General features: G+C 25.8%; 15 protein-coding genes. 6 read left to right on the top strand and 9 right to left on the bottom strand.

Features of this window, described 5'->3' with window-relative positions; genetic code table 4:
- Positions 1 to 4: 4 nt before the first annotated feature.
- Both SLITO_RS01875 and SLITO_RS01870 read right to left on the bottom strand, forming a co-directional pair.
- Complete coding sequence (locus SLITO_RS01875) at positions 5 to 1186, bottom strand: hypothetical protein (protein ID WP_075058092.1); 1182 nt, start codon at positions 1184 to 1186, stop codon at positions 5 to 7.
- 12 nt (positions 1187 to 1198) lie between these two features.
- Positions 1199 to 1924 carry an RsmE family RNA methyltransferase gene (locus tag SLITO_RS01870; protein WP_075058091.1) on the bottom strand — a complete coding sequence of 242 codons (726 nt, stop codon included), beginning with the start codon at positions 1922 to 1924 and terminating at the stop codon, positions 1199 to 1201.
- Positions 1925 to 2014: 90 nt separating this feature from the next.
- Here SLITO_RS01870 and SLITO_RS01865 point away from each other — a divergent pair, with 90 nt between their 5' ends.
- Positions 2015 to 2686, top strand: a complete 672-nt coding sequence (locus tag SLITO_RS01865; RefSeq protein ID WP_075058090.1) for a hypothetical protein — start codon at positions 2015 to 2017, stop codon at positions 2684 to 2686.
- Between the two features lie 25 nt (positions 2687 to 2711).
- On the opposite strand, the gene SLITO_RS01860 is transcribed toward SLITO_RS01865, so the two are convergent.
- Positions 2712 to 3233 (bottom strand): ECF transporter S component family protein, encoded by a 522-nt coding sequence (locus SLITO_RS01860; RefSeq protein WP_075058089.1) that lies wholly within the window; start codon positions 3231 to 3233, stop codon positions 2712 to 2714.
- Positions 3234 to 3356: 123 nt separating this feature from the next.
- Here SLITO_RS01860 and SLITO_RS01855 point away from each other — a divergent pair, with 123 nt between their 5' ends.
- The gene (locus SLITO_RS01855) at positions 3357 to 4679 is read left to right on the top strand and encodes a CoA-disulfide reductase (protein ID WP_075058088.1); all 1323 of its coding nucleotides are present in this window, start codon (positions 3357 to 3359) and stop codon (positions 4677 to 4679) included.
- Between the two features lie 33 nt (positions 4680 to 4712).
- Complete coding sequence (locus SLITO_RS01850; protein WP_235443374.1) at positions 4713 to 6398, top strand: dicarboxylate/amino acid:cation symporter; 1686 nt, start codon at positions 4713 to 4715, stop codon at positions 6396 to 6398.
- 40 nt (positions 6399 to 6438) lie between these two features.
- Here SLITO_RS01850 and rbfA read toward each other — a convergent pair whose 3' ends face one another.
- From rbfA to SLITO_RS01820, 6 genes are all read right to left on the bottom strand, one after another.
- Entirely contained in the window at positions 6439 to 6786 is a 348-nt protein-coding gene (rbfA, locus tag SLITO_RS01845; RefSeq protein ID WP_075058086.1) for a 30S ribosome-binding factor RbfA, read from the bottom strand.
- Position 6787: 1 nt separating this feature from the next.
- Positions 6788 to 8650: a translation initiation factor IF-2 gene (gene infB, locus SLITO_RS01840; RefSeq protein WP_075058085.1), complete on the bottom strand. Its 1863-nt coding sequence runs from the start codon at positions 8648 to 8650 to the stop codon at positions 6788 to 6790.
- A 21-nt stretch (positions 8651 to 8671) separates the two neighbouring features.
- Positions 8672 to 8971 (bottom strand): L7Ae/L30e/S12e/Gadd45 family ribosomal protein, encoded by a 300-nt coding sequence (locus SLITO_RS01835; RefSeq protein ID WP_075058084.1) that lies wholly within the window; start codon positions 8969 to 8971, stop codon positions 8672 to 8674.
- A complete protein-coding gene (locus tag SLITO_RS01830) occupies positions 8964 to 9242 on the bottom strand; it encodes a YlxR family protein (protein ID WP_075058083.1) in 279 nt (92 codons plus the stop codon). Before SLITO_RS01830 ends, SLITO_RS01835 begins: the two co-directional genes overlap by 8 nt.
- Before the next feature lie 20 nt (positions 9243 to 9262).
- Positions 9263 to 10411, bottom strand: coding sequence for a transcription termination factor NusA (gene nusA, locus SLITO_RS01825; RefSeq protein WP_075058082.1), 1149 nt, complete (start codon positions 10409 to 10411; stop codon positions 9263 to 9265).
- Between the two features lie 111 nt (positions 10412 to 10522).
- Positions 10523 to 11098, bottom strand: a complete 576-nt coding sequence (locus SLITO_RS01820) for a DJ-1 family glyoxalase III (RefSeq protein WP_075058081.1) — start codon at positions 11096 to 11098, stop codon at positions 10523 to 10525.
- Between the two features lie 68 nt (positions 11099 to 11166).
- Here SLITO_RS01820 and SLITO_RS01815 point away from each other — a divergent pair, with 68 nt between their 5' ends.
- From SLITO_RS01815 to SLITO_RS06245, 3 genes are all read left to right on the top strand, one after another.
- Positions 11167 to 11589 carry a hypothetical protein gene (locus tag SLITO_RS01815; RefSeq protein WP_075058080.1) on the top strand — a complete coding sequence of 141 codons (423 nt, stop codon included), beginning with the start codon at positions 11167 to 11169 and terminating at the stop codon, positions 11587 to 11589.
- Between the two features lie 202 nt (positions 11590 to 11791).
- Complete coding sequence (locus SLITO_RS01810) at positions 11792 to 12700, top strand: IS3 family transposase (RefSeq protein ID WP_144416394.1); 909 nt, start codon at positions 11792 to 11794, stop codon at positions 12698 to 12700.
- Positions 12682 to 12828, top strand: a complete 147-nt coding sequence (locus SLITO_RS06245; protein WP_083433394.1) for a hypothetical protein — start codon at positions 12682 to 12684, stop codon at positions 12826 to 12828. Before SLITO_RS01810 ends, SLITO_RS06245 begins: the two co-directional genes overlap by 19 nt.
- The last annotated feature ends 30 nt before the right edge of the window (positions 12829 to 12858 follow it).

Genomic DNA, 12858 nt, shown 5'->3' with positions numbered 1-12858 from the left:
CTTTCTATATAACTTCAAAATTAAAATATTTTAAAAATACAAGAAATAAACCATTATTTTTGTCGAAAGGATATACGGTTTTAGTTATAATTTTAAAATCTTCAATTTCATCATACTTTTTGTTGTCTTTTTTAACAGTAAAATTGCTTGTATCAAATTCATTTTTTAGATAAGCAACTGAATCATATCAAAAATATAAATTTTCACTTTCGATGTCTGGTAAGTTTTCTGAATAATCTTTGCAGAAACCTAAATAAAAATCTAAAAATTTTTTTACAGAATTATAAGATTTAATAAAAACTCATTTTAAATTTTTTAATTTTATTAAATTATATAATTTATTTGTTTTTTTAAATTTTTTATAATATATTTGTCTTGATTCTAATAAATTTTCAACTTCTTTTTTGGATTTAAAAACATTATCAAAAGTTTTATCAAGCCATAATTGAAAGTATTTATTTTTAGAAAGTTGCAATTGGATATCTTGCAATACTTCCAATTTTAATATTAGCTGCCTTTTCTTATTTAACTTATTTCTAAATTTTACTCTTATATAAAAAAATAATAATTGTACTTTTTTTAGTGTTAATTTATTAAGTGTCTTATACATTTTTGCAAATTCTAATGTAAAAGATCTTTTATACATTGTTTTACTACAAATTATTACTGGGTATTCTTTAAATTTAATAACAGTTCTAATATTAAATTTTAGAACTTTATCTTTTATTTCCTGAAAATTTACTAAAATTGAGTCTGTAAACTTAATTATTTCAGATGAAGTAGGTAATTTATAATTTTTTTCTTTTCAACTTACTTTCGTCATTTTATCCTTTAGGTATAAAGTTGACAATTTTTTCATTAATTGGTTATTGAGCGAGCATATAATACAACTAACGAAGTGATCATTTGTAACAAATTCTCTTTGGTATTTATTATATGTTTTTTTACTAACATACTTAATTGCTAATAAATCAATTGTTATTGAATCATCGAAATTGTAAAAATTGTTGATTGAATAACTGCCATGAGTTTTAATATCCAAAAAACCTTTAAGCTTATTTTTTATTAAAAACATATTTTTTTTGATGAAGTTTACCAACTCTGTATCTAATTTTACTTTATCAAGTTGTTCATTTATAATAGACATTTCTTTAATCATATTATTATTTTGCTCAATTTTATTCATAAAACACCTCTATTAAGTTTCAAATTCATAATTTAAACAGCTGAGTACAAATAATGGTGCAGTCTCTGCTCTTAATATGTTGCTACCAAGTGTAACTATATTATAATTTGCTTCTTCTAATAATTTTACCTCATAATTTTCAAAACCACCTTCTGGACCTATTAATATATTTATAGAGTTAAATGAGTCTTTTTTATTACTTATCAAAGACTTTAAAGTAGTATTTTTTTCATTTTCATAACATATTATATTTAAATCTGCATTTTTACAAATGACATCATCTAAATTTCTTATTATAGGCATAACTGTTGGTATATTTGTACTTTTTGTTTGTTTTGATGCTGTTAAAACAATATTTTGTCATCTTGTAATTTTTTTAACTTCATCTTTAGGTTCTATTTTTATTATACTTCTTTTAAAAATGACTGGATATATATTATTGACCCCGAGTTCAGTGGTTTTTTGCAATAAATAATCTCATTTTTGCTCTCTAATAATTCCACAAAATAAATTTACTATTGGTTTATTAGATTTAGTTATATTTAGAACTTCTAATATTTTTAAGTTACATTGGTTTTGATCAAAATTTAAAATTTTACATATATACTTATCATTCATATAAACAATTGTTACTTTTTCATTTTCTTTTAATCTAATTACATTTTTTATATGATGAAAGTCATTGTCTTTTAATATAAATTTTTCACCATACTTTTTAGTTGCAAAATATTGATACATTTTAATTTCCCCTAATACTTTATATTATAATACTTAAGAGGTGAATAATTTTTGAATTCTAAATACAAGTTTGTTTAGATTGGAGAGAAAATGAAAGAAGTTGATGATAATCTTTATAAAAAAGATTCTGTAAAAGATGAAATTGATATGGATTATGAAATCAGCAAACTTAACAAAACAAACAAGCATGCAAGAATTAAGAGTGAGACTCTAAAAATAACTCTTGTCAGTTTGTTACTAAGTATGTCTACGGCTGTTAGTTTTATTGATATTTTATTGCCACTTGGATGGACAATGGTAAATCTTGGATTTGCACTAAAATATTATATAATTGCTATAAGCTTTCAAGTAGTCGGTTTATACTGGGGTATGATAGTAGGTTTGTTAGATGGTTTATTACAATTTATTATTTGAGGTCAAAGTCCTCTTTTTAGAGCGATTTCAAGTATTGGATTGATGCTATGAGTATTCTTATTTTGATTATTCTTTAGCCGATTATTTAATGTATATAAAGTAAAAAACAATTTTAGGAGAATTACTGGACTATTAGCTGGTTCAGTTCTTGTTTTTATAATAGCACCTTTATTTTCTGCTATATTAAAAGCATTCCAAACTTATGTTGAATTAGGTGCAGCTTATGGAATAATTGCATTTTTTAAAGCATGGGTTAGTTTTATGATTTTTGATTTATTTGCAATTATATTATTCACACTCACTACAAATAGAATTCAAATGATATTATCAAAAACCTTAAATTATTAAAAAACCGCTTTAGCGGTTTTTTATATTAACTCTTATTTTCAACTTTATAATCCGTTGCCTCGTTTTTATTAAAAATATTTAGTGAACTTGTTAGAATAATTAAACAAGCTCCTCCTACTGTAACAGAATATTGTATTGAGTTAACTATTAATTCTACAATTAGCACAGAAGTGTCTCATAATATATAAGAATATAAATTATATATAAATACTCATAAGTAACTTATTATATATATTAAATGTATATTAAGTTTTTTATTTAATAACTTATATGTAAGACCTATTAAAATCTTTACAAGGATTGTTATTGGTATAAAAATTGCTCCACCGGAATATAAATCGATCATCGAACCAGCAATGACAGCACTTAAAATTAATGTAAATAAATTAACTTTTCCAAATAAAATTAAATAAATAATATCTGAAAATTGAATAATTGATTTACCAGTCATAGATGCAATTGTTGATACAATTGCACCCATCACAAACATAATTGCTGTTAATACTCCACAAGTTGCAATATTTTTAGTAGTAACTCATTTTTTCATTTTTACCTCTATTTTTATAATTGCTTTAGGTTATCAATTTTATGAATTATAATTAAATTGTTATAACCAAGTTGATTATAGCATTTATAAAAGTTTGTTTAAACTTACGAAAGGAAATGTGAAATGAAAGTAGTCATAATTGGTGGTGGAGCAACCGGTATGGGTGTGGCATCCAAAATAAAAAGAAATAATAACAATATTGAAGTAACTGTTATTGAAAATGGCAGCTATGTCTCACTAGGAGCTTGTGGTCTTCCTTATTATGTTGGAGACGAATTTAAGGACTCAAAGAAACTTTTTGCAAGGTCAGTTGAGAAATTTAACGAATCTGGAATTGAAATACATTTAAATTCTTCAATTGAAAAAATAGATATAAAAAACAAAAAGTTAATAGTTAAAAATAAAGAGATCAATTTTGATAAATTAGTAATTGCTACTGGCGCAGAAGCATTTATTCCCTCTATTAAAGGTCTTGATACTATTGATTTTTATAAGTTAACAAAATATGAAGATGGGATTAATTTGAAAGCAATTGTTGAAAAAAAAGAAATTAATAATATTTTAATAATTGGAGCTGGATTTATTGGCATGGAATTAGCTGAGAATCTAAAAAATATTAATAAAAACGTAAGCATTGTTGAATTAGATTCAAGAATTGCTTCAAAAATTTATGATGAAGAAGTATCTGATTTAATTAAAAATAATTTAGAACAAAATCAAATAAATTTATTTTTAAATAATAGTGTTAAAGAATTTATAAAGAAAGATAATAAAATTATTGCTAAATTAATGGATAGAGATATTAAAGTTGATTTAGTTGTTGTTGCTTCAGGTTTTAGACCAAATACAAGATTATTTGAAAACACAGAATTAAAACTATCTGCAAATAATGCGATAATTGTTGATGATTATGGAAAAACCAACATTGATTATATCTATTCTGGGGGCGATTGTTGTGTTATAAAAAACAAAATAACCAATAATCATTGTTACTCACCTTTAGCAACAGTTGCTTCTAAACAAGCTAAAGTAATTGCAAATAATATATCAAATATTAATTCTAAATTTTATGGTAGTATACAAAGTTCGATAATTAAATTATTTGATAGCGGAGTAGCAAGAGCAGGTTTAACTGAAAAAGAAGCAAAAGATTTGAACATAAATATAAAAACAGTATTTATAAAAGATAAAAATCATACACATTATTTAGATGGTCAAAGTGATATTTATTTAAAACTAATTAAAAATGTTGATACAAATGAATTAATTGGTGCTCAAATGTACTCTAATAAAAACTCAATTTTAAGATTTTATTCTATAGCAACATTAATCTGAAATAAAACAAAGTTAAATGAAGAAATTGAACAAATAGACCTTCCCTACTCGCCTCCATTTTCAAGAACATTCGACATAATACATATTGCACTTTCTAAAATTATAAGTTAATTTTAGTGCTAAAATAAATTATTATGAGAGAAGGTGAAAAAAGTGTATTTTTTAGCTGATAATAAAAATGATATATTAAGAGATTTTTTAGCAATTAGTAAGTGACAATCAGCTGTTGCAATATTAGTTTTTGCTTTGCTACAAATTGGATTTTATATTTTTCTAAAAAAAATAAAAATCAGTTTTATGTATAGAGTAATTATTGGTATGCTAATTGGTTTGATATTTGGGATAATAATTCAATCAATAATAGGTTTTCCAAACAAAGAGCAACTTGACAGTGGTTTTAAAGATAGTGATAGTAGTTTATATTGAGTTAATGAATTAAATATTTGATCTGAATTCTTTAAAAACATTTTCATTAGAGGTGTTTATCTACTTACAATTCCTATTGTATTTATTGCTATATTCAAAATAACAGCTAAACCCGGTGAAACAGGTTTAGCAAGAATAACAGGAAAAGGTATTGCTATATTATTGATAAATGTTGCAGTAATGTTTACAATTACATTTTTTCTTGGAGTTGTAACAAAGGTAGGTAGCGGAGTTCTTGGAGTTAATGATGGTGATATTCCAAAGGGTAAAGATAACGTACCATTACCAGAAATAATATGAAGTTACATTCCGATTAACTTTTTTGCAGCATTAGCATCTAATTCTATAATACCAGTAATGGTTATTGCAGCCCTTGCTGGATTTTCAGTTAAGATTTTAGCAAAAAGAAATAAAGTTGAAATGGAAGCGATAGTTAAGGCTGCTAATACAGCTTGAAAAGTAACATCTTCAATGTTAACTAATTTTATGAAAATAATGCCTTTAGCTGTTATGTCAATGTTATCAACATCAATTACTTCAAGACCAATTGGTGAGCTTGCAAATATTGGTAAAGTAATTGGTATAGGATACTTAGCAATTATTATTGCCATAATTTGATTATCACTGCAAATATTTTTAGCTCGAATTAAAATTGGTGCATGATGAAAAGAATCTTGAAGACCATTAATACAAGGTTTTGCAACACAATCATCAAATGCAACATTACCAGTATCAATGAACACACTTGAAAAAATGAAAATTTCAGACAAGGTTGTAAGTAGTATAACCCCAATTTCTACAACAATGGGTTTAATAGCTTGTGCAGGAATTCAATCAGGACTTGCAACTAGTATCCTTTGAACAGGTTCTGATGTTCCTCATTCTATGGGTTTATTTACATACTTTATAATTTCTTTATTTGTTACAATTGTAGCGTCTCTAGGTATTGCAGGAGTCCCAGGTACTGCTACTGTTGTTACTGTTGGTGTAATTGGAGGTATAGGGTTTTCTGAATTTATAGGTAGTGTTCTTGCTGTAATTGCTCCATTAGATGGTTTATTTGATATGGGAAGAACTGGTGCGAACGTTCTTGGTGGAGTATCAACTGCAACGATTGTCGCAAAATCTGAGGGTCTCATTGGAGAGGATTCAGGATTACTAACAATTCGAGGTTTAGAAAAACAAAAAGATATTTTATTTCATAACAATCAAAAAGATGAATTAAAAAGAACTATAGAGTCTAAAAGAAAAGAACTTATTGTTAATTTAAAACAAAAGGAACTTTCAATTGAAGACAAAAATAATTTAAAAAAAGAGTTTAACGAAAACAAAAAGACTTTAAAAGAAAATTATGTTACAAAATTAAAAGAATACAAAGAAAATAAAAATCCAATTAAAAAATAAAAAAAATTCAGTATGTTTTATACTGAATTTTTTTGTTAAATTATTTTTTAATATCTTTTAATATTTTTTCAATATTATTTGCATTTTCAAGTGCTTCATCATATTCAAAAGTAAGATCTGGAACACTTCTCATTTCAACTTTATTTGCAAGAAGCATTCTTATTTCTTTTAAATTTTCTTTTATTTCATTTTTTACATCTTCAAGATCAAAATTTGGGTTCAAAAATGAATAGTATATTTTTGCATGGCTCATATCGTTAGATAGCCTAACTTCATGAATTGATAAAAATTTAATATATTCGCAATCGTGAAATTCTCTTTGCAAAATTAGATTTAGTTCTCTAAGTATTGTTGATTGAGCACGCTCTATTTTTACATCTTTTGGCATATTATTTCACCTCTTCTATCTTATATGCTTCTATAATATCATTTTCTTTTAAATCATTAAAGTTCTTTATTGTAATACCACATTCTTGGCCTGTTCTAGCTTCTTTGATATCATCTTTATTATTTCTTAACGAAGCCATTTCTCCACTATATATAACAATACCATCTCTAATAACGTGAACTTTTGAGCCTCTTAAGACACTTCCGCTTACTACCCTACATCCAGCAATAGTTCCAACTTGTGAGTGTCTAAATAATTGTCTAACCTCAGCTTCACCTAATTGTTTTTCTTCATAAACTGGATCTAACAATCCTGTTGCAGCTTCTTGAATCTCTTCTAATAATTTATATATTATATTATGTAATCTAATTTCAACACCGTCTTCTTCAGCTTTTTGTCTAACTTGAGCATTTGGTCTTACATTAAAACCATAAACAATTGCATTTGAGGCAAGCGCTAATGTAATATCACTAATTGAAATAGCACCAACTGTTGAACGAATTACATTGATTCTTACTCCTTCAATATTAATTTTTAACATAGCATTTCTAACGGCTTCAACTGTTCCTTGAACGTCGGCTTTTAAAATAATATTAATTGATTTAAGTTCACCTGCTTCAATTTGGTTTTTGATAGAATCCAATGTAAATGCAGAGTTTTTGTTTCTTGAATCATTTGCTTGTTTTTCAAATTGTGCCTTAGCGATATCTCTTGCCATTTTTTCTTCAGAAACAACAATAAACTTATCTCCTGCTCTTGGTACTTCATTTAAACCAACTATTAGAGCTGGTTGACCTGGGCTAACTGATTTAAGTTTCATTTTATTTTCATTTTCAATATCTTTTATTGTTCCGTAAGTTGCCCCAGCAATAACTATATCTTTAATATTTAAAGTTCCATTTTGAACAAGAATCGTTGCTATAGGTCCTCTATTTTTATCAATATGAGCTTCAATAATTGTACCTCTTGCAAATTTATTAGAGTTTGCTTTTAAATCTTTTAATTCTGCTAGTAAAAGTATTGTTTCAAGTAATGAATCCAAACCAATTTTTGTTTTTGCAGATCCTTCAATAAAAGGTGTGTCTCCACCAAATTCTTCAGCAACTATCCCAAATTTCATTAATTCCATTTTTACTTTACTTGGGTCTGATCCTGGTTTATCAATTTTATTAACAAAAACTATTATTGGAACATTAGCTGCCTTGGCGTGATCTATTGCTTCTTCTGTTTGTGGCATTACACCGTCATCTGCTGCAACAACGATTATTACAATATCAGTAACTTCACTACCTCTTGCCCTCATTTCTGTAAAGGCCTCATGTCCAGGAGTGTCAATAAATGTAATTTTATTTTTGTTTATACTAGTTTGATAAGCGCCAATATGTTGGGTAATTCCACCAAACTCACCATCAATTACATTTGCATTTCTAATTGAGTCAAGTAATGTTGTTTTTCCATGATCTACGTGCCCCATAATTGTAACAACAGGTGGTTTTGTTGTTAAATCTTCAGGTTTGTCCTCTTCATCAAAATTTTCGAAAATATTTTCTTTTGTAATATTTGTTTCTTTTTTAAAGTCGTATCCAAGTTCTAAACAAAGTTCACCCATTTGCTCTTCAGACAGTGTAAATGTTTGATTTACCATTATACCTTTTGTAAAAAACATTTTTACAATTACAGCTGGTTCTTTGCCAATTTTTATTGCAAAATCAGCAATTGATAAAGGTTCTGTAAAAATAAAGACTCCATCAATTAAACCTGTTTCCTTTGTTTCTCTTAGTTTATTTTTAATGTTTGTTGTGTGAGCTTTTGACTTAGATTTATCAACTTGTTTATTATTATTTTTTTTTGTTTTATTTGTCATACCACCATCTCCTTTTCATATTTAAATATTATTAATTATTAATTTTATGAAATTAAAATCTTGTAGACCAACATTTTTAATGTTATTTTTTCCTATTGATTTACTTATTTCTATTCCACTTAATAGATTATCATAATATTTAATATTATAAAAATTACACTTGTTAGTAATTTTTTTATATTGTGTTGCACTTATATCTGTTGCAATAATGACTAAATTTATTTTTTTATCTTGGATTTTTTCAATTAGTTTAGTTCCCACAAAAATTTTGTTAGCTGATGCTGCCAGCCCTAATGAATTCATTAATTTTATTTTATTCATTTTTCAATAATGCCAATAATTCTTCTTCTATTTTTTGATAAACATTTTTATTTATAGAAGTTCTGTATGCTCTATCGAGAAGAGATTTTTGAATTAGTTTTTTAATTGAAACTTCATTTAACAAAATATAAACTCCTTTACCATGAGCTTTGTATGATAAATCTACACTAATTTCACCTTTTTTGTTTTTTACAATCCTAGTTAAAAAATTTCTTGGAAACATTTTTCCTGTAGCTATATCTTTTCTTAATACTTCTTTTTTTTTAATCATAAAAAACTTTCTAAAACTTTTTATTTAATAGATTCTCTTCTTTTGTTTGTGTTTTCAACAAAGTTAGTTGTTTCAAGTTCTTCTTTAGTAATATTACCATTTCATAATATTTCTATTTCTTTTTCATTTGCTACATCTAGTGAATAAATATTTATTTTCATATTAACAAGGTTTGCGACTAATCTTGCAGCCATTCCTTTTTTACCTATTGCTAAAGATAATTGTTCATTTGGAACAACAATAAAGCATTCATTATTTTCTTCATCAATACTTATACTTATAACTCTAACTGGAGCAAGAGAATTCATTACAAAAATCTTTTTATCATCATTATATAAAACAACATCTATTTTTTCTCCATTTAATTGTTTAGTAACATTTTTTATTCTGCTTCCAGATGCACCAACACAACTACCAATTGGATCAATATTTTCTTCATGAGATACAACTGCAATCTTAGCACGTTTACCTGGTTCTCTTGATACTGCTTTTACTTCAACAATACCTTCCATAATTTCTGGAACTTCAATTTCCATTAATTTTGCTAAAAAATCTGGGTGAATTCTTGTAGCAGATATTTGTGAATGTTTATTATCTTTTGAAATTTCTTCAATATAAAATGAAATAATATCATCTATATCAAATTTTTCGCCAGGAATTGTTTTTTTACTTCAAATAGGAATTATAACTCCATCAATTTCAACTAAATAACTAGTTTCAGTTATGTCTTTTACTGTACCACCAACTATTTCGTGATTTCTAGGTAAAAATTCTTCGTATATCATTGCTTTTTCAGCTTCGCGAATTTTTTGTTTTATAATTTGACCTACTTGCATAACAGCAAGTTTTGAAAATTCATTAGTGAATTCAACAGGTTCGTATACTTTATCACCTATTTTTAAATTATCACCATAAATTTTTACAGCATCTTCAAGTTCAATTTCCAATCACTCATCTTCAAGTTCTTCAACTATAACAAGTTCTTTAAAAACTTTAATTGAGCCAATATTTTCGTCTATTTCAACTTTTATGATTGCTTCTGGGTCAAAAAACTTTTCATAAGCTTTTTGGAAACCATCTTTAATACCTTCAAATATTATGCTTTTATCTATTTTTTTGTCTTGAACAATTTCAAAAATTGCATCAAGTAATTTTGCGCCATCTATCACTTTTTATCCTCCATCCAAATAGAAAAGAAGACTTGCGCCTTCTTTTAAAAAATATGACTATTAATATTATACATACAAATTACTAAATTAACTTAAAAAATGCACTTTATTTTAGTAATTAAATACTAGACTTTTATAAATATCTAACATTTGTTCGGTTGAGGTAAAATGATCTACAATTTGCAAAGCAAATTGTAGAGCACCCCCTATTGATGATCCTGTAATTACATTTTTATCCGAGATTGCAGCCATTTGTGGTTTTTTTATAGCCTTATCAAGACCTTCAACACAGCCTGGGTAGTGAGTAACTTCAACACCATCAACCAAACCTAATTTACCAAGTATCTGTGGTGCAGCACATATAGCTGCAATTGTTTTTTCTTTTTCTTTAAAATCTTTAAGTGCTTTTAGCAATTTATCTGATTTTTCAAGATTTTCAACGCCAAGTCCTCCTCCAGGTAATACCAAGCAATCATAAGCATCAAAATTAATCTCATCTATTAATTTATTAGCAACAACTGTAGTTCCATATGAACCAGTTACTTTATTATCTTTTGTAATTGATACAATATCAATAATATCAAAACTACCTGGAAATTGTTTTTTAGCCCTATTTAAAATGTCATTTGTAGCTACCATTTCTGTATCTTCGAAACCATTAGCCAAGAATATTGCAATATTTGCCATTTTTTTTACCTCTTTTCTTTTATTATTATATTAATTTTATATAATAAATAAAGAGAATTGGTGAAAATATGAGTATATTTAAATTTTTAAAAACAGCTGTCCGATTAATGAATTACAAGGAATCGAATAAATTTGTTAGTATAAATAGTACAAAAAAACTAGTTCACAATAATAACATTTTAGATATTTCAATTCGAACAATTAAAAATTCTTATAATAAAACTGGCAGCCTAGTTTTTAAAGATAAGTTAAAACAAGAGGTCGGTTTTAAATTTGTTTATTCAAAAGGGTTTAATTCTTTTGGTTTTAAAGAAAAAGTAGATGTTATATTTTGCAATATTCATTCACAAGTAACAGCAATATATTCAAATTTCAAACCTAATAAATTTACAAGCTTACATGAAGATACATATTCTATATTTGTTTTAGCCAATAATACAAATAAATATTTAAATATTAAAAAAAATGATTTTTTAACTACATCAAAATAAAAATAAAACCCTAATGAACATCTAAAATAAAATTGACAGTAAAAAAGTACTTTTATTGTTAAAATTTTATTGAAAGGTGTTCTTTTTATATGGAAAAACAATGAACAAAAAACGAAAAACTTTATATAATTAATGAATCAAAAAAAATTGGTATTTTAAATGCGGCATTAAAGTTTGATATTAGTACTAGCACAATTAAAAGATGAAAATCAGAGGTGAAAGCGCTCTTGAATGAGGTAGCGGAACACAAGCAAAAGGAAATATCAAAAAATTTAAATCTCATGATTGAATTTTTAAAGAACCTGATGATATGAGCATTGAAGAATTAAGAGAGGCTTTGAAACTGGAAAGAGCTTTAAAAAAGCATTTGGCGAAGACAACTAAGGAAAAGTACTTCGCCATTTTTAATGTTAAAAAAATGTTTTCTTTGAAATTATCTTGTTTATATTTAAAAGTTTCAAGGTATGGATATTTAAAATGACTTAAAAACGGAAAACCAAAGTATAAAAATTATAATAGAATTTTAGCAATTAAGATAAGATGCCTTTTTTACTTGTTTAAAAAAAGATATGGTTATAATATGATAACTTTATTTTTAAACAAATACTTTAAAGAAAGATTAAACCCTTGAGTTGTTTATAGATATATGAAAATAATGAGTTTAAAAGCAGCAAAGAAAAAGAAAGTTCCAAACTATGATAAATCAGGTCCATTAAGATTTGAAAATTTACTAAATAGAAACTTTAAATCTAAAAATATAAATGAAAAATGAGTAACAGATGTAACTTATATAAAAACTATTAATGGAAACGTATATCTATCTGTTATAAAGGATTTGTTTAATTCAGAAATTATTGATTGAAAGTTATCGGTTAGTCCTAATAATAAATTATGTCATACAAATTTAATAAGCGCCATTAAAAAAAGAGGTGCACCAAAGATAATCCACTCAGATCAAGGATCACCATATACAAATGAAACTTGAGAAAGATTATGTAAAACTAATAATATAAATATTTCTATGTCACGAAGAGGAAATTCACCAGATAATGGGCCTGTGAGTCTTTTTTTGGAACTTTTAAAAATGAATGTATATATACATATAAAGTAAAAGAACTACATCATTCAAATATTTATAAAATTATCTCAGACTATATAGAGTTTTATAATTATGTTAGACCTTCATTAAAACATAAAAAAACTCCATACGAAATTCGTATGGAGAAAGTATCTTTTTAATGTCAATTTTAATTGACAATTTCACTAATG

Origin of the sequence: Spiroplasma litorale (genome assembly GCF_001267155.1) — a bacterium.
GTDB classification, from domain to species: domain Bacteria; phylum Bacillota_I; class Bacilli_A; order Mycoplasmatales; family Mycoplasmataceae; genus Spiroplasma_A; species Spiroplasma_A litorale.
The sequence above is the reverse complement of the archived record's forward strand: the minus strand, read 5'-3'. Positions and strand labels throughout refer to the sequence as shown.